Origin of the sequence: Cupriavidus gilardii (genome assembly GCF_013347325.1) — a bacterium.
Classification (GTDB): domain Bacteria; phylum Pseudomonadota; class Gammaproteobacteria; order Burkholderiales; family Burkholderiaceae; genus Cupriavidus; species Cupriavidus gilardii.
The window spans coordinates 809,451-826,895 of the sequence record NZ_CP054626.1 but is presented as its reverse complement, the minus strand read 5'-3'; the positions used below and the strand labels follow the sequence as shown (position 1 = coordinate 826,895).

The following is a 17,445-nucleotide window of genomic DNA, read 5'->3' as shown; positions in this document are numbered from 1 at the left end:
TCGACTCGATCAAATCCCCGGTTGCAGCTCCACACGCACTTCGCGCGTTTTGCCGGCCCGTTCCACTGACAAGACCACGACATCGCCGACCTTCCTGTCGTCTAGCCGCGCGAGCAGCTTAGCCACATCGTCCGTCGCCTTGCCATCAACACCGATGATGCGGTCGCCGGGCACGATGCCTTGTGGGGTAATCTCGACCCCCGCGAGCCCGGCTTTGTGCGCTGCAGAGCCGGGGGTGACACGCAGCACGAACACGCCCTTGCTTCCGGTCAGCGCCAGCAGGCGCTGATTGAGCTGTTCGTCCACCTCGATGCCAAGCGCCGGGCGGATGTATCTGCCGGACTTGATGAGTTGCGGCACTACGCGCATGACGGTGTCCACCGGCACGGCGAAACCAATCCCGGCCGAGGCGCCGGAGGGGCTGTAGATCGCCGTGTTGATGCCGATAAGCCGCCCTGCCGAATCGAGCAGGGGGCCGCCCGAGTTGCCGGGGTTAATGGCGGCGTCGGTCTGGACCAGGTGATCAATGGCCGGGCCGCCCGCTTCTCCCGGTAACGAGCGGTCGAGCGCGGAGACGATGCCGGTGGTGAGCGTCCAGTCCAGGCCGAAGGGGTTGCCGATAGCGAACACCTTCTGACCCACCTTGAGGTCGGCACTGGTGCCGACCGGCACGGCCGGCGGGCGCTTGAAACCGACGCCGATCTTGAGCACAGCGATGTCGTGCGCTGGGCTTACCCCCACCAGCGCGGCCTGGTAGTCGCGGCCGTCGGCCAGTTTGACGGTGGCTTCGGACGCGCCCTGGATGACGTGGAAGTTGGTGACGACGTGGCCGGCGTCGTCCCAGATGAAGCCCGAGCCGGTGCCACGCGGCACGGAGAAGACGTTACGCGTCCAGACATCGCGTACTAATTGCGCGGTGGTGATGTAGACCACCGAGGCGCGCGATTTTTCGAACAGTTCGATGGTGGCTTTCTCGTCCGCCGCCAGGTCGCCGCGCGCCGTCACAGTCCGTTCTGCCGCCTCGCGCGGACTGAACCAGTCCTCGATGGCGGGCAGAAACTGCCACAGCAGCATGAGCGCGGCAATGCAGGCGGTGATGAAGAGCCAGCGACGGATAAAGTGGTCCTGTGGCGGGCGACCGTACGGGTCGGGGTAGGCCATGAGAAGTCTCCTGTTGATATTGATAGGCAATCAGCGCCACAGCCCGCTCGGGCGCCAGCGCGGCGGGCGCGGCGTCACAGCGGATTCCGGCAAGAAATGGGGCGCGTGAAACGGCAAGGCTGTTGCTGGTCCAGGCGCCAACGTCAGCAGGCGTGAGATGCGATCTTGCGTTGCCGGATGCGTGCGCAACCAGGAAGGCTCGGGATTGCCCCATCCCGGCCACAGCCAGGCACGCCAGGAGCGACTGACCCGCTCGATCTTCGCCAGCGCGGACGCCAGCCCTTGCGGGTCGCCGGTCAGTTCCGCCGCGAGGCGGTCAGCGTCGAACTCACGCACGCGAGACAAGCCGAGCTGTGCGAGCAGGGCCAGCTGGGGCGAGGCGGCCAGCAGAAGCAGTCCAGGCCAATTGACCGCCACCGCGCCGGCCAGCAGTGCGGGCAAGCTGAACACAATAGCGATCTGTCCGACCATAGCCAGCAGGCTCGTGAGGCGACTGACGGAATCCGCCAGCCCCATGACACGCATATCCTCATTAGCGATGTGCGCGACCTCGTGCGCGAGCACACCCGCCAGTTCGCGCGAACTCAGGTTGCGCAGCAGGCCATCGGTGAGGGCGATCGATGCATGCTGCTTCGAGCCGGTGGCGAAGGCGTTGACGACGGCACTGGGCACGTAGTGCGGCACCGGCGTTGCGGGCAAACCGGCACGGACGGACAGCTCGCGCAACAGGGCCCAAATTTCCGGGGCTTCGTGCGGGTGCAGCGCCCGGGCGCGGTATAGGCGCAAGGTCAAGGCGGATGCGGCTGCCGGTTCCAGCAGCAGCGTGCCTGCAACGGCAAACAGCGCGAGCCACAGGCCGCTTTCCCCGAACAGCAGGCTTCCTGCGGCGGCTGCGATCCCGACCAGGGTCAGGATCAACAGCCCGGTCTGCAGGCGGTTGAGCCAGCGGTGTTGCAACAACGCCGCGCGCGGGTCACTGGGATGATGACGGGTCATGCTCAGATGTCTCGGCGGCGCGGTCGTCGCGCTCGCGCAGCAGCCAGTAAGTGGCACCAAGCGCCAGCGTGGCTCCTGCAAGCGCGGCGATCTTGCCAGGGCTCGCCTCGGCGTCGAGGATCACGAACTTGCGCGCCAGCGCGATCAGGCCGATGAGGATCACGGTCTTGACCTGGATGATGCTGTCCCGACGCAGCGCCACGCGCACGATGGAATGCTTGAACTCCATCGCGATCAAGAGCGTCATGATCATGCCGAACACACTCTGGAATACCTTGTGATCCAGGGGATTGAAGGCATCGAGGACCAGCAGTGTGACGACTATAGAGATGAGCTGGAACAGCGACACCACGATGATGACGGCAATTACCGCCGACAGAACGAGGGCGACGACCTGCTCGAAGCGCTCGTAAACCGTCATCAACCGCCACTGGGAGCGCATCTCGTCAAGGGCCGTGTGGCCAGATTCTTTATGCATAAGCGTTGCGCTCCCTCTTTCAATGAAACGTTAATGGAACGGGGAGTCCGAGAAGACGACTCGATTGCACCTGAATCATCGGGGCAATTGCGAAGCCACCCAGCGCATAATGTCCTGCGCGCCCGTGGCGCCCGCCTGACGTGCAACCTCATGTCCCCCTCGGAACAAAATCAGGGTTGGAATGCTGCGAATACCGAACTGGGCGGCCAGGTGAGGCTCGGCCTCGGTATTTACCTTGGCCAACCTCACCTTGGGTTCAAGCAGGGAGGCTGCCTGCTCGAACTGCGGCGCCATCATCTTGCACGGTCCGCACCACGGCGCCCAAAAGTCAACCAGCAGCGGCAGGTCACTGCGCTCCAGATGACGGGCGAAGGTCGCTGTGGTCAGATCAATGGGTTCTCCGGTGAACAGCGGGTGCTGGCACCGCCCGCAATTGGGCTTCTCTGCCAACTTGTTGGCTGGCACGCGATTGATGGATTGGCAGTGTGGGCAGACGATATGAATGCTGTCACTCATGAGGTGACTCCTTGAGACACAGAGGAAGTCATGGCTCCGGCAGTTGGGCCGCTGTGACATGGGGATTCGAGCTGTAGCCCTTGCGTCAGTTGCCGGATGCTGTATTCATCCAGCGTTTCCCGTGCGAGCAGTTCGCGCGCGCACCGCTCCAGCACTTCTCGGTTGATTTCGAGAATTCGGTATGCACGATCAAACACACCCATCACGATGTCACGGATGGCTTGGTCGATGCGTGTCTGAGTCGATTCGGCTACCCGGCAGCCACCCTGTACCAGTTCAGGCGCATCAAGAAAACGCGGCCTCTGTGCCTCAAAAGCAACGTACCCCAAGCCCTCATCCATGCCGAAGCGTGTAATCATGTCGCGGGCGATGTCGGTGGCCCGCGCGAGATCGTCTGAAGCCCCTGTGGACAGCTCGCCAAACACGAGCTTCTCAGCCGCGCGCCCTCCCAGGAGCACGGCGATCTTGTGCTCCAGGTCGGCACGTGTCATCAGAAATCTGTCTTCGGTGGGCCGCTGCAGGGTGTAGCCGAGTGCACCGATGCCACGCGGAATGATCGATATCTTGTGTACCGGATCGGTGCCGGGCAGCGCCAGCGCCACCAGCGCATGCCCCATCTCGTGATAGGCCACGGTTTCCCGCTCCTTCGGATTGAGCACACGGTTCTTCCTTTCCAAGCCGGCCACGATGCGCTCGATGGCGGCGGTGAAGTCTTGCAGTTCCACAGCCTGCGCTTTGCGCCGCGTCGCGTTCAGCGCTGCTTCGTTCACGAGATTGGCCAGATCAGCGCCGGAAAAGCCGGTGGTCAGCGCCGCCACCTGTTCGAGATCGATATCCTGAGCCAGCGTCACCTTCTTGACGTGGACTTTCAGGATGTCCAGCCGTCCCTTCTTGTCGGGCCGGTCCACCAGCACCTGACGGTCGAAGCGACCGGCGCGCAGCAGCGCCTGGTCGAGGATTTCGGGGCGGTTGGTGGCGGCGAGGATGATCAGCCCGACCGAGCTGTCGAAGCCGTCCATCTCCGTGAGCAGCTGGTTGAGGGTCTGCTCGCGCTCGTCGTGGCCGCCGATGGGGCCGCCGACGCCGCGCGCGCGGCCCAGCGCATCGAGCTCGTCGATGAAGATGATGGCCGGCGCCTGCCCGCGGGCCTGCTCGAACAGGTCGCGCACACGGGCCGCACCCACGCCGACGAACATCTCGACAAACTCTGATCCGGAGATGGAGAAGAAGGGCACCGCCGCCTCGCCGGCAACAGCCTTGGCCAGCAATGTCTTGCCGGTGCCCGGTGGGCCGACCAGCAACACGCCCTTGGGAATGCGCGCCCCGAGCCGTCCATACTCCTGCGGATTCTTGAGGAAATCGACGATCTCAACCAACTCCGCCTTGGCTTCATCGACGCCAGCGACATCGGCAAAGGTCACGCCAGTGTTCTTCTCCATGAATACCTTGGCACGGCTCTTGCCGATGCTCAGGAAGCCACCCATGCCCTGCTTCTCGGCGAAGCGGCGGAACAGGAAGAACCAGACGCCGAAGAAGGCCACCGCCGGCAGAATCCAGGAGAGCACATCACGCAGCCAGGTGCTTTCCACCACCCGCGCATAGGGCACGTCGTACTTGGACAGCCGCTCGGCCAGGTCGGGTTCGACACGGGTGGCCACGATGGTGGTCTTGCCCCGGCTGTCCGGCGATTTCAGGCGCCCGGTGACCGTGCGGTCCGCCACCAGCACTTCGGCGATGCGCCCCTCGGCCAGCGCCTTCTCGAATTCGCTGTAGGGCACGGGCTCGACGGTCTTGGCCGCCTGCCAGTAGTTCTGCAGCGTCAGCAGCAACAGGCCGGCGACGATCCAGTAGCCAATGTTCCATTGATCTTTCTTTTCCATGGGCAATGTTCCTCGCAAGTCGTGCCGCTAGAGAATGGGGGTGAACAGACGGGCCACCCCGTCGCGCAAGCGGATGGCCAGCGGGCGGGCGCGCAACGCCATGGCCGATATCTCGTTCGATGCATCACGGGCGGCATCAAAAAGGGATTCCAGCCGCGTAGACAGCGCGGTGTCGTACACCTCCACATTGAACTCGAAGTTGAGGCGCAGGCTGCGCGCATCCCAATTGGCCGAACCCAGGCAGCACCACTGGCCGTCTATCAGCATCAGCTTGCTGTGGTCGAACGGGCCAGGCCGTTCGAAGATGCGTACACCGTGCTCCAGCACCTGCCAGTAGTGGGCGCGCGCGGCCCATTGCACCGTGGGATGGTCGCCGTTTGCGGGCGTCAGCACCTCGACGCGCACGCCGCGCAACGCGGCCGTGCTCAGCGCCGCGATCATCGGCTGATCGGGCACGAAGTAAGGTGTCCAGATGCGCACCGAATGCTTCGCCGCGCTCAAAGCGCCCATGAAGGTCCAGCGCAGCCGGTCCAGGGCCTCATCGGGACCGGCCTCGATGCCGCGCGCCCAAGAGGTTCCTTGCTCATCAGCCGTTGCGGGCGGTTCGCCCCAGAAAGCCTCGCTGAGCCGCTCGCCTGTGGTATCGCACCAGTCATCGGTGAAGCACCGCATCAGGTGCGCAACCACCGGCCCGCGCAGACGAAAGTGCAAATCGTGACAGGCCTGGCCCGGCGCATCGGGCCGCCAATACGGGCTGAAGATGTTCATGCCGCCGGTGAAACCCGTCTCGCCATCGATCACCAGCAGCTTGCGGTGATTGCGCAGATGCGCGGCATGCAGGCGCGCAGGAATCAACGTCGGGTTGAACGTCGCCGCCGGAACGCCGGCGCGTTGCAAGGCGCGGTAGGCGCTGCGGGGCCTCCAGCGGGCATAGACGTCGTCGATCAGCACCCGCACTTGCACGCCGCGCTCATGAGCCCGGCGCAGCGCATCGACGAACTGCGCCCCGATGCCTTGGCTGTCGAAGATGTACGAAGCCAGCGCGACGCTGTACCGCGCCGACTCGATGGCGGCGAGCATGGCCGGGTAGGCCTGCTCGCCATCGACGAGCGGCTCGATGCGGTTGCCGCTGGTCAGCGACTGGCCGGTGGCGCGTCCCACCAGGTGGGCCAGGCCGGCAAGTGGCGGCGATACAGCCTCGGGCATCGTGGGCGAGAGGTCCTGCCGAGCAGCAGGATCTGCCCCCGGGAAGAGCCGCCGCGCCCGCCGCTGGTAACGGTTGATGCCGAACAGCCCATACAGCAGCGAACCGCCCAGCGGCAACAAGACGATCAGCAGTACCCACAGCGTGGCCGATCGAGGGTCACGCTTGTAGATGACCGCGTGCCCCGCTGTGGGGATAGCGACCGCCAGCGACACGAGGGTGGCTGCCCATGTCAGCCCATTGGGGTCGGACACAACAGCCTCCCGTCGCTCAAGATTCGCCGTCCGCTGACTTCTTCTTGCGCGCAGGCTTGCTCGCGTCGCTCGGCGGCGCCTCAGCCACGTTCGCGGCATCGGGCTTCTCAGGCTCGGCCGGCTTCGCGGGTGGCTCCTGGCGCTCGAAGACCACCCGTTCGGCCTTGTCATCCCAGCGGGCGCTGGCGTGATCGCCCTTGCCGATACCGCCACCCAGCATCTCGCGCGCCAGTGCGGTTTCCAGCTCGCTGCGGATCAGCCGCTTGAGCTCACGCGCGCCGAACTCGGGCTTGTAGCCTTCCTCCGCGAAGTGATCGATCAAGGTCTGATCGAAGGTCAGCGTCACGCCCTGGCTGGCGGCGTTGCGGGCCACACGATCGAGCTGCAGGCCGACGATATGGCGGATCTCCTCCTTGCCCAGCGCATGGAAGACGATGATCTCGTCGATGCGGTTGATGAACTCGGGGCGGAAGTGTCCGCGCAGCACGTCCATCACCTCGGCCTTGGTCTTCTCGTATTCTTCGCCGGCGGCGCCACGGGCCTTCAGCCGACGCTGGATGATGTCCGAGCCCAAGTTCGAGGTGGCGATGATGATGGTATTGGTGAAATCCACCACCCGGCCCTTGCCGTCGGTGAGCCGCCCGTCGTCGAACACCTGCAGCAGGATGTTGTAGACGTCGGGGTGAGCCTTCTCGATCTCGTCCAGCAGCAACACGCTGTAGGGCTTGCGCCGCACCTTCTCGGTGAGCTGACCGCCTTCGTCGTAACCGACATAGCCCGGAGGCGCGCCCACCAGGCGTGCCACGGTATGGCGTTCCCCGTACTCGGACATGTCGATGCGCAGCAGCGCACCTTCATCGCCATAGATGGACTCGGCCAGCGCCTTGGCGAGCTCGGTCTTGCCCACGCCGGTCGGCCCGAGGAACAGAAAAGTCGCCACCGGCTTGCCGCCTTCGCGCAGGCCCGCGCGCGACAACCGCACGGAATCGGCCACCGCGCGCACCGCTTCGTCCTGACCCACCAGGCGCTCGTGCAGCCGCTGCTCCAGATGCAGCAGCTTCTCGCGTTCTTCCACCGTCAGCTCGTTGACCGGAATGCCGGTCAGGCGCGAGACGATCTGCGCGACATGCTCGGCCTTGACTTCGGCGCTGCCCGAGGCGCGCTCGCGTTCCCATTCCTCGACGAGTTTCTTGAGTTCAGTCTCCTTGGCCTCGATGCGCTTGCCCAGCTCGGCGGCCTTGTCGTATTGCTTGCGCGAGGCCACATAGTCCTGCTCACGCCGCAACTGATGCAGTTCGGACTCCATCTCTTGCACCGCCACCGGGCGCGCCGTGGCCGACAGCTTCACGCGTGCGGCCGCCTGGTCGAGCAGGTCGATGGCCTTGTCAGGCAAAAAGCGCGCGGTGATGTAACGGTCGGACAACTCGGCGGCGGCGATGATCGCATCCTCGGTGATGCTGACCTTGTGGTGCGCCTCGAAGGTGTCGCGCAGGCCGCGCAGGATCATCATGGTCTGCGCTACCGTCGGCTCGGGCACCATCACCGGCTGGAAGCGACGCTCCAGCGCGGCGTCCTTCTCGATGTACTTCTGATACTCGTTGAGCGTGGTGGCGCCGATCAGGTTCAGTTCGCCGCGCGCCATCATCGGCTTGAACACGTTGGCCACGTCCAGCCCGCCTTCGCCGCCACCCTGGCCTGCACCGACGATGGTGTGCACCTCGTCGATGAAGAGAATCAGCTCGCCCTGGTGCTCGGTCACTTCCTTGAGCACCTTCTGCACGCGCTCCTCGAACTCGCCGCGGTACTTGGCGCCGGCCACCATGGCGTTGATGTTGAGTTCGACCAGACGCTTGTCACGCAGCGTCTCGGGCACTTCGCCTGCGACCATGCGCTGCGCCAGCCCTTCGACGATGGCGGTCTTGCCGACGCCGGGCTCACCGATCAACACCGGGTTGTTCTTCTTGCGCCGGGCCAGCACTTCGATGGTGGTCTCGATCTCCTGCGCGCGGCCGATGACCGGATCGAGTTTGCCCTCACGCGCCATCTTGGTGAGGTCGCGCGAGTATTTATCCAGCTCGGGCGTGTTGGTCGGCGTCTCGGCGCGGCCATCCTCGGCCCCTTTGCCGACCACCTTGCTTACCTGCTGGCGCAGCGCTTGCGGCGTGAGGCCGTAACGGCGCAGCAGGTTGGCCGCCAAACCTTCGCCTTCCTCGGCGAGCCCGATCAGGAAATGCTCCGGCCCGACATAAGAGTGGCCGAGTTCGTTGGAGGCCACGAAAGCACGGCTGAGCGCGTCCTTGACCCGGGGCGACACGCCGATCTCGCCCTCGAACGGCTTCTCGCCGCGCTTGGCTTCGGATTCGATCTGGCGCTTGAGGTCATCGACCTTGATCTTGAACTGCCCCAGGATGGTCTTGACCACGTCGCTGTCGGATAGCGCCAGCAGCAGGTGTTCGGTATCGACTTCGGCGCGCCCGAACTCTGCAGCGTGTCGGGCGGCCTCCTGCAATAGGGCCTCGGACTGTTCGCTGATACGGCTGGCGAGCCCGCTGCCGCGACGGCGCGCGGTGCCCGTACCGGCCGGGGCGGGTTCGCCGAACGAGGCATCGACGACCTCGTCGGTAGCGGCCGCCATGGACGGTGCGCCGTCACCGATACGGAAGAAGTCGCTGCCAAGGAAGTCTTCGAACAGCCCGCTGCGCGAGCCGAACAAGGCTTCCAGCGGTGAGACGGTGCGCTTTTGCTGGCGCACCAGTTGGCGATAGTGATCGTCACACAACAGCATGGTGCTGTGGCGACCATTGAGATTGGCTTCCACCCGCACCGTGGCGGGCTGGCCGCAGACTTGGCATTGTTTTCTGGCCATGCTGATGCTCCTTGAGAGGACTGATTTGACGAGGCGCCGAAGGTCACGGCGCCTCGCCATTCACTTGGTTTTTCTGTAGAGAACGAGCCGATCGGCGTCAGCCGTTGATCGGGATCGAGCGGCCCTGCTTGGGCGCACTGGCCTCGCGCTTTTCCATCGTGATCGTGAGTACGCCGTTCTTGAAAGCGGCCTTGATCGTGTCCTGGTTGGCATCGGTCGGCAGGTTCAGAGCGCGCTGAAAGCTGCCGTAGGAGCGCTCCACCCGGTGGAAACCGCCGTCTTTCGTTTCCTGCTCCTGACGCTTTTCACCGCGCACCAGCAGCACGTCGTTGTCGAGCGTGATCTGGATGTCTTTTTCCTCGACGCCGGGTACTTCCAGGGCGATCTTGTACTGCTTGTCGGTCTCCTGGATGTCCAGCGCCGGCTTCAGCATGCCCGGCCAGTCCGACGGCCAGCGTGGCATGGCCAGCGTCGGGAAACCGAAGCCTCGAAACGCGTCGTCAAACAGGCGGTCGATCTCGCGATGCAATTGCAGGATGGGACTGACGGGCCCACCCGCCACCGGCAGGTCATTGCGCTGCACGGGCAGCGAGGCAGCGCTCTGTTGTTCTTCCTGCTCTTTCTTAAACCAGTTCCAGGGAGCCAATTTCTTGAAATCAATGTCCATGTCACACCTCCAGAAGAAAAATTGAAGACTCTCGCTCACTCCGTTTGCCTGCGGCTATGGATAGCGCGCCCAGGCAACACGGGATGTTTCGCTGACTTTGGCTGGTCATCTGTACGTATCACCTCCTTCTTTCTGCCTGCTTGGGTCTGATCATTGATCCATCGATCGATTTCACTTTGACGAAACCGCCACGTCCCGCCGACCTTGAAGGCCGGAATCTCCCCGTGCGCGGCGAGCCGGTAGAGCGTTCGCTTGCCGACCTTTAAGTAGGTAGCCAACTCGTCGAGTGTGAAGATCGCCTGCTGGCGTGCTGTCATACCGCCCCCACAAGTTCCGCCTTCGTACAGCCTCAATCGAGGATTTTTTTCAAGACCTTGCAAGACTTTGCAAAATATTGCGCCCAACATGCAGAAAGTCAAGAGTCAACATCCCGCGATCTGCTGGGCGATTGATGTGACTCAAATTTCCAGAGAGGGTGTGCTGGGGCAGTCCGATCCGGCGATAGGCAAAGGTTTGATCGGGAGCCTACAAGTGCTGCGGGCAGCCGCAGCCAAACGCCGATCCTCACGTTGTAACCGAGCGCCCGCAGCCCCTTGCTCGTCCGCATGTTCCTTGGCGGAAACTCGTCTGGACGCGCCCAGCCGACGATTTCCCCGAGGCTGCTCGGACTATCGCAACCCGACGCCGACCCAGCCGAGACTTTTCACGTAGCAAAACGGCCACTTGGTGCAGGCGGGCACACCCTCAAGAACAGTGCTTTGCTAACGAACCTCATATGCGGGCGCGGGTTCGGTTCCGTGTTCCACCACCAAATACCTCTCAAACATCTTCAACGTTTGGCAACGAAACCCCGCAGGGCTTGGCTCTGCGGGGTTTTTTGTTGCAAACTTTCTCAAGTGACTCCCAGCCACAACACCCCCAACACGGGGGTTCTCTTGGGGGTTGCAGGACACCCTCAGAAGCGACAACCCCCAACCCCATCCGCAGTAAAAGACAGCGCATGGCACTGACTGACGTAGCAATCCGCAACGCCAAGCCCACGGAAAAGCAGCAGAAGCTGTTCGACGGTGGAGGGCTGCATTTATTGATCACACCAGCCGGCGGAAAGCGCTGGGTACTCAAGTACCGATTTGGCGGCAAAGAGAAAAGCCTTGCCCTTGGTACCTACCCCAACGTTTCGCTTGTGGAGGCACGCCGGAGACGGGACGATGCCCGCGAGAAGCTGGCGGCCGGCATCGATCCCGGAGAAGTCAAGAAAGCGGAAAAGCGAACAGCCCGCCTAAACGCTGAAAATTCGTTCGAGGCGATTGCCCGGGAGTGGCACGCCAAATACGCACCCAGTTGGTCTGAAAGTCACGCCGATCGCATCCTACGTCGCCTTGAGGGTGATGCTTTTCCTTGGATCGGGAACAGGCCGATGACCGAACTGGCGCCCGCGGACGTACTGGACGTCTTGCGGCGAGTGGAGAGTCGCGGAGCGCTAGAAACAGCACATCGGCTAAGAACAAACGTCGGTCAGGTATGTAGATACGCAGTAGCGACCGGGCGGGCCCAAAGGGACGTGACAGCCGATTTGCATGGCGCTTTGCCCCCCGTGCAGAAGAAGCACTTCGCAGCCGTAACTGACCCCAAGGAGGTTGCAGAACTGCTGCGGGCCATCGAGGGCTATCAAGGCACCTTGCCCGTCTCTTGCGCGCTCCGCCTCGCGCCATTGCTTTTTCAGCGGCCCGGCGAACTCCGCGCCGCCGAATGGGGTGAGTTCGATCTCGACAACGGCACGTGGGAAATTCCAAGTAAGCGCATGAAGCGAACCAAGCAAGGCAAGGCAAGCGGGAGCGCACACATTGTCCCGCTCCCCCGCCAAGCGATTGCAATCTTGCGCGAACTTCAGCCGCTCACAGGGAACGGTCGGCTGCTGTTCCCAAGCGTCCGCACGAAAGAACGCCCCATGTCGGATAACACTGTGAACGCCGCGCTCCGTCGGCTGGGTTACGACGGCGAAACCATGACTGGCCACGGCTTCCGCGCCATGGCTCGTACCATTCTGGACGAGGTCTTAGGTATTCCCGCCCCAATCATCGAGGCACAGCTTGCTCACGCTGTGAAAGACCCTTTGGGACGCGCCTATAACCGTACAGCTCACCTCCCGCAGCGCCACGAGATGATGCAAAAGTGGGCAGACTATCTTGATCGCCTGAAAGCTGGCGCTGAAATTATCCCGATCTCGATGGCAAGCTAGTCACTCGCCTCTGCACGCGTAATCCGTCACCGAGGCTCTAAACCTGTTCGAAGCGAGATCTCGAACGATAACTTTTGATAACAACCGAGCAAGGTCTATGCGCGGACTGTCTTAGCAAGATCGGACCTTGGCAGCTCCACGATTCCACGACGCTGTAGCATGAACGTCGGCCGTGGCCATGCGGGGGTCCTCGTTTCCCGCACCATCGACTGTTCACCGAAGCTGGCGCCATCACCTGATTCAGGCATGCGGGATCACCGTTCATCGGGCGCACTCCAGTGCCTCAGCAGCGCCAAAGGGTCTAACTGCCCTATCAACTCCCTGGCAAGTCGCAAGCGCTCGCGGACGAGTACAGCGTCTTCTTCGGGGAGGCTCCCAATCTCGGCTTCGACTGATTCGAAATAAGCTCGCACACGCCTAACTTCGTCCCAGGAAGCAATAGCCGCCATCAGTTCCTTCCTTGATTGCTGTCTTGCCTCCTCCCGCCGCACCCGCTCGGCCTCGATTTCCCTCTGCCTTCGCTCTTCCTCCCACGTGCGACGCTTTTCTTCAGCTTGGAGGTTGGCCTGCTCCAACTGCCCCGCGAGCCCAGGCGCCATGTCTTCCAACTCGCTGACAATGCTCGGAATCATGCTGGCGAACGTACCCGGTTTGGCCTCCCGCCATCGTTTCGACCAGGTCACAAGCCAGTAAGGGCAATAAGCCTGCAAGCAAAGCCGTCCGCTTGCATGTTCCTCCTTGGACCTCCAGTGATGAATGCCCGTGTAGCTGCGCAACGCCACTTGCGGTAGCATGATTCCAGTCGATGCTCTCGGTTGATCGAGAGTGCATGCGTGCAATGCGAGTGGCACCTCGCTTCCCCAACTCAAATAAAAAATTTTGTCGATGAGCACGAATTCCAGCATTCTCAAGACTACCAGGCTGCGCGAAAGCGATGTACCGGGACGGTCGGTTGTTACTGAGTCGGAGAGCGATCGCGGAAGAATTCTTTTTTGTCCTGCGTTCCGTCGACTGCAGCAAAAGGCGCAGGTTTTCTCGATGGAGCCAAACGCCGCCGTCAGAAGTAGATTGACGCACTCGTTGGAGGTAGCTCAGCTTGGCCGCTTCATTGCCGATGAAATCGGCGATCGGCTACGTAATGAGTTGGAGCCGTTAGAACGCACGGCGTTCGTGAACTTTGTCGAGGCGGCATGCCTTCTGCACGACATCGGCAACCCTCCTTTTGGGCACTTTGGCGAGGCCGCAATTCAAAGATGGTTTTCGGAAAATGGCCAAGACCACCTAAAAAAGGCTGTTCAGCAATCGCCTGGCGAGTTGGGTTCGGGTGACGAACGACTCAAGCAGGCGCTTTCTGATTTCACCGAATTCGATGGCAACCCACAAGGATTACGTATAGTTACGCGCTTGCAATGGAATACTGACGAATTTGGGTTAAATTTAACCAAGACAACGCTCGCATCGTTCCTTAAGTATATTCGCTGCGCTGGCGGCGAGGTCTCCGGAAGTTTTTCGAAGAAGGCCGGATATTTCACAACAGAAGCCTCGATCGTCAATTTAATTTGGAGTGAGTTTGGTTATTCCCAACCCCAGCGATTTCCGCTTGCGTATGTAATGGAAGCCGCTGACGACATCGCATACTGTATCAGCGACCTAGAAGACTCAATTGAAAAAGGCGTCGTAAGCGAATCCTCTGCCCTGAAAGAAATCGAGAAAAGATTCGAGCAGTGCGCAATCACCGAAAACGACACTGCGCATCCTGAAATCAAGCGCGCGCTTTCGGCCTTGCGTTCTGGTCGGGACGGAAACGATAAAGAGTTCACGTACACAAATTTTCGGACCACATTGAACCGGGCCATAGTTAAATATGTAGCAGACCGTTACGTCCAGTTTAAGAGCGAGGTTTACTCTGGCACATTAGACTCATTGCTACCGCGCTCGTCTGCTGCTGGCGCAATCCTTGAGACGCTGAAAGATTACTGTCGCGATCATGTATATTGCCACGAATCGATCCAGAGAACTGAATTGGCCGGCTTTACGGCGATAAGCGGCTTGCTAGATCACTACGGCCCGCTGCTGTCCTTATCGCACGACGCTTTTTCTGCTGCATTGAGAAACGAACGGAAAGATTCATCCGGAAAATCCATATTAATTGAATCAAAGTTACTTAGCCTTTTCCCCGACAGATATATCAAGGCATACAAACATTACGTCACCAATCTTCCAGCTGGTGATAAAAATAGATTTTTGGAGTGGAATGCAAGAGCTCACCTCATCGTCGATTTTGTCTCCGGAATGACAGACGACTTTGCGATGACTACTTACAGAACACTTTCTGGTATGCGGCTTTAATTAATGATTCACAAATTACATCCTTATTGGCACGTCAGGTCGATTGTCGAAAATCGACCTGACGTGGTTTCGCTTTCTTTTAGCTACTACAGCTATCGCCCCCAAACCGTCGAAGACCGTCGTGTGGCCTGGACCGTTTCCCGAAAGACGTTTCTCGATGCCAATGAGATCGAAGCGCTAATTGAGAACGTACCGCTGGACAACGAACTCGCCTTCCATTCTAATGCGCTACTGGAGAATGGCGAAATCCGACACGTCGTCATGGTGGATATGTCGACATCATCTAGAGCGCATTTGGCTAAGCTTCGCACTTTTCTAGGCGACAATTTCTTCCAGCGCATTGCCTGGTATGCAAGCGGCCGTTCTTTTCATGGCTACGGTGAAGACCTCTTGTCTAGTGCCGATTGGGTCAAATTCATGGGGCTACTGCTTTTGGTTAACCAACCTAGGCTCGAACCGACAGTTGACCCTCGCTGGATAGGTCATCGTTTATTGGCGGGTTTCTCTGCGCTGAGATGGACAAAGAATACAGCGCACTATTTGCTGCCTCCATCTTTGATAGATAGTAGCCGCTGAAACTCGAGTGAGTTCCGCTCTTTACCACGAAACTTTCATGAAGAACGACCCCGAGACAGGGAGTGCCTTACTATAGGCGCTAGGTTCACCGATGAGTTCAGCCAAACGGGGACGCTTCGCTCGTTCCCCGATTTATTCTTGATGTTGAGGGGGCTTACCACCCCATTGGACCGAAGCGGGCGGAATACAAAAGAGCATTCCTAACCTTTTCAATATTGGTCCGCGATTTTTTGGCTTCCTCTCCCATCACGAGAAACAATCGAGCATTAAATTCTATGCTAGCGGCTATCTCCTAAAGATCTCCAGCACGGAATGTCGGCAAGCTAATAATAGGGACTAGCTGTCAAAAGCCCCAGGACCATAGGTCAAATTGAACGCCTGCCGCTGTGCAAGATAGCGGCAGCGAACAACGAGGTGCCGTGCAGAAGGGCAGCGGTAGCCACATCGAATACTAGGTACTTACAGCCTCGTCGGTTTCCAATACTCGAATTATTGAGGAAGCGTTTGCCCCAAACTTGCCCGCCATCCGCCTCCGTGCCGCATTCAGTTGGACAGCCCATCAGCGACGCCGATCCTCGATCACCATCGTCGGCGCGCTCCGAATGTCCATCCGTTCGTAGTCTGCATCACTCTCTGCCAAACACCTGAAGGTGACGTTAATCGTCGTGTCGATATTCATCCGCGTTCGCTCAGAGGATTCTCGGACCATCTGGAGACGCTTACCGTCAGCCTTGCACTTCTGGCGGCCGGCCTCATACGCGCTTTCTCGCGCTGCTGCGGCAGTTCGGAGTCCATCGGCCGTTGCTGACACGCTGTAGGTATCCCGCCCCACCTCCAGGACAGAGCTAGTGGACACGCACCCCGCAGACATCAATCCGACAATCGAACCCAACAGAAGCACACGACCAGACACGGGATACCCCCTTGTTTGTTTCAACAAGATTCAACAAGACCAGAATTTTGGGTATCCTATCCCGTGGTATTTCATCCGTCAAATTCAGAACATTGGCGGATGGCGAAACCATCCCCAAAGCACGTTGGCAACCCCGCTCTCGCCTCTATTGGCAAGACGATCCGTGCTATGCGGAAGGCTCAAGGCCGGTCGCAGGAAGAGCTGGCCTATGCCGTAGAGATGGACCGCTCTTATGTCGGCGGCATCGAGCGTGGTGAGCACAATCTCACCGTCATGAACCTGCTAAGGATTGCAAAAGAATTGGGGATACCCGCTAGCGAGCTTTTGAAGGAAGCTAGCCTGTAGCACGACAGTTGAGATAAACGCCGCAGCGCCCATCAGAAAACAGAAAACCGTGCCACTCACTTCCCGCATGCGGGTTCATCAAGCCGCTCTCCGATCATGAACCGTCCGCCTCACAGGCGGACGAACGCTCATTTGGAGACGTGGCAGAGTGGTTGATTGCAGCGGGCTTGAACCCCGCCGTGTCGTTTGGCACCGTGAGTTCGAATCTCACCGTCTCCGCCAAGCTAGGTGGAGACTTGATGCTGTACCACCATAGTCATTGAGTTGCGGCACCTCGTTTAGCCGAGCGTTCGGCTTGAGAACCAACGCCCAAAGAGTTCTTCGGCAGAGTCCTCTCTTCAGTAACTCCAGTCTTCGTGCCTAACAGGCAACCTGTTTAACTCGCGCCGTCGTGCCTCCCACTCAGGCATGAACGCTCGCATCAGTGCCTTAAACCTGTCGTTGTGTGTCGGCTCCAACAGATGAACGAGTTCATGCAAGACAATGTATTCGAGGCATTCCGGGGGCTTTTTTGCCAGCTCTGTGTTCAAGCGTATGGACCTTCGTTCCGGAGAACAACTGCCCCATTTCGTTTTCATGTGCTGTACACGTACGTATGGCGCATCGATTCCTAGCGTGCGACTCCACTGAGCCGTAAGCACCGATGCCCGTGCTCTTATCTGATCACGGTACCATCGGGACAACGCAGCATCCTTCGCCGCAGCGTCCGCATTCGGTCGAACCGAAAGCAGTAGCGTGCGATGTCGCAGTTCCACGGACGGTGCCGCCTCACTCTCCACCAATCGAAGCAGGTACCGTCGGCCCCATACGTAGTGGCTCTCTCGCTCAATGTACTCGCGTGACGACTCGCGCTCCTGTGCCGCCATCTTCTCGCGTTGGGCCTTGATCCACGCGAGTTTGGACAGCGCGAAAACACGAACTGTATCGAGCCCCATATGCCGGGGCGCCGAAATACGTACTCGGCCTGCAGGCGGCAAGACAGTCAGATGAACGTTCCGGAT

General features: G+C 60.4%; 15 protein-coding genes and 1 tRNA gene. 5 read left to right on the top strand and 11 right to left on the bottom strand.

Features of this window, described 5'->3' with window-relative positions; all coding sequences use genetic code 11:
• Positions 1–9 precede the first annotated feature (9 nt).
• The 9 genes from FOB47_RS13885 to FOB47_RS13845 all read right to left on the bottom strand — a co-directional run bounded on the left by FOB47_RS13885 (position 10) and on the right by FOB47_RS13845 (position 10,339).
• Positions 10–1,161 (bottom strand): S1C family serine protease, encoded by a 1,152-nt coding sequence (locus tag FOB47_RS13885; protein ID WP_174781345.1) that lies wholly within the window; start codon positions 1,159–1,161, stop codon positions 10–12.
• Positions 1,162–1,191: 30 nt separating this feature from the next.
• The gene (locus FOB47_RS13880; RefSeq protein ID WP_174781344.1) at positions 1,192–2,157 is read right to left on the bottom strand and encodes a zinc metalloprotease HtpX; all 966 of its coding nucleotides are present in this window, start codon (positions 2,155–2,157) and stop codon (positions 1,192–1,194) included.
• Entirely contained in the window at positions 2,135–2,635 is a 501-nt protein-coding gene (gene psiE-GI, locus FOB47_RS13875) for a heat resistance protein PsiE-GI (RefSeq protein WP_174781343.1), read from the bottom strand. The genes FOB47_RS13880 and psiE-GI overlap by 23 nt, the downstream gene beginning before the upstream one ends.
• 75 nt (positions 2,636–2,710) lie before the next feature.
• A complete protein-coding gene (gene trxC, locus FOB47_RS13870; RefSeq protein WP_028914928.1) occupies positions 2,711–3,151 on the bottom strand; it encodes a thioredoxin TrxC in 441 nt (146 codons plus the stop codon).
• The gene (ftsH, locus tag FOB47_RS13865) at positions 3,148–5,031 is read right to left on the bottom strand and encodes an ATP-dependent zinc metalloprotease FtsH (protein WP_174781342.1); all 1,884 of its coding nucleotides are present in this window, start codon (positions 5,029–5,031) and stop codon (positions 3,148–3,150) included. Before ftsH ends, trxC begins: the two co-directional genes overlap by 4 nt.
• 27 nt (positions 5,032–5,058) lie before the next feature.
• Entirely contained in the window at positions 5,059–6,489 is a 1,431-nt protein-coding gene (gene cls / locus FOB47_RS13860) for a cardiolipin synthase (protein WP_174781341.1), read from the bottom strand.
• 16 nt (positions 6,490–6,505) lie between these two features.
• Positions 6,506–9,355 carry a heat shock survival AAA family ATPase ClpK gene (clpK, locus tag FOB47_RS13855; protein WP_174782435.1) on the bottom strand — a complete coding sequence of 950 codons (2,850 nt, stop codon included), beginning with the start codon at positions 9,353–9,355 and terminating at the stop codon, positions 6,506–6,508.
• Between the two features lie 97 nt (positions 9,356–9,452).
• The gene (locus FOB47_RS13850; RefSeq protein WP_174781340.1) at positions 9,453–10,022 is read right to left on the bottom strand and encodes an Hsp20/alpha crystallin family protein; all 570 of its coding nucleotides are present in this window, start codon (positions 10,020–10,022) and stop codon (positions 9,453–9,455) included.
• Positions 10,023–10,057: 35 nt separating this feature from the next.
• A complete protein-coding gene (locus FOB47_RS13845) occupies positions 10,058–10,339 on the bottom strand; it encodes a helix-turn-helix domain-containing protein (RefSeq protein ID WP_174781339.1) in 282 nt (93 codons plus the stop codon).
• Positions 10,340–11,022: 683 nt separating this feature from the next.
• Here FOB47_RS13845 and FOB47_RS13835 point away from each other — a divergent pair.
• Positions 11,023–12,261, top strand: a complete 1,239-nt coding sequence (locus tag FOB47_RS13835; RefSeq protein WP_174781338.1) for a tyrosine-type recombinase/integrase — start codon at positions 11,023–11,025, stop codon at positions 12,259–12,261.
• A gap of 254 nt (positions 12,262–12,515) precedes the next feature.
• Here the strand turns inward: FOB47_RS13835 and FOB47_RS13830 are convergent, their stop codons facing one another.
• Complete coding sequence (locus FOB47_RS13830; protein WP_174781337.1) at positions 12,516–13,166, bottom strand: hypothetical protein; 651 nt, start codon at positions 13,164–13,166, stop codon at positions 12,516–12,518.
• Between FOB47_RS13830 and dgt the strand changes: the two genes are divergently transcribed.
• The 4 genes from dgt to FOB47_RS13810 all read left to right on the top strand — a co-directional run bounded on the left by dgt (position 13,147) and on the right by FOB47_RS13810 (position 16,666).
• A complete protein-coding gene (gene dgt, locus FOB47_RS13825) occupies positions 13,147–14,610 on the top strand; it encodes a dGTPase (RefSeq protein ID WP_174781336.1) in 1,464 nt (487 codons plus the stop codon). The genes FOB47_RS13830 and dgt overlap by 20 nt on opposite strands.
• A gap of 3 nt (positions 14,611–14,613) precedes the next feature.
• Positions 14,614–15,186, top strand: a complete 573-nt coding sequence (locus tag FOB47_RS13820; RefSeq protein ID WP_174781335.1) for a primase 1D-like protein — start codon at positions 14,614–14,616, stop codon at positions 15,184–15,186.
• Positions 15,187–16,114: 928 nt separating this feature from the next.
• Positions 16,115–16,444 carry a helix-turn-helix domain-containing protein gene (locus tag FOB47_RS13815; protein WP_244959425.1) on the top strand — a complete coding sequence of 110 codons (330 nt, stop codon included), beginning with the start codon at positions 16,115–16,117 and terminating at the stop codon, positions 16,442–16,444.
• A gap of 134 nt (positions 16,445–16,578) precedes the next feature.
• Positions 16,579–16,666 (top strand) — tRNA-Ser (locus FOB47_RS13810).
• 116 nt (positions 16,667–16,782) lie between these two features.
• Here FOB47_RS13810 and FOB47_RS13805 read toward each other — a convergent pair.
• Positions 16,783–17,379, bottom strand: a complete 597-nt coding sequence (locus FOB47_RS13805; RefSeq protein WP_244959470.1) for a M48 family metallopeptidase — start codon at positions 17,377–17,379, stop codon at positions 16,783–16,785.
• Positions 17,380–17,445 lie beyond the last annotated feature (66 nt).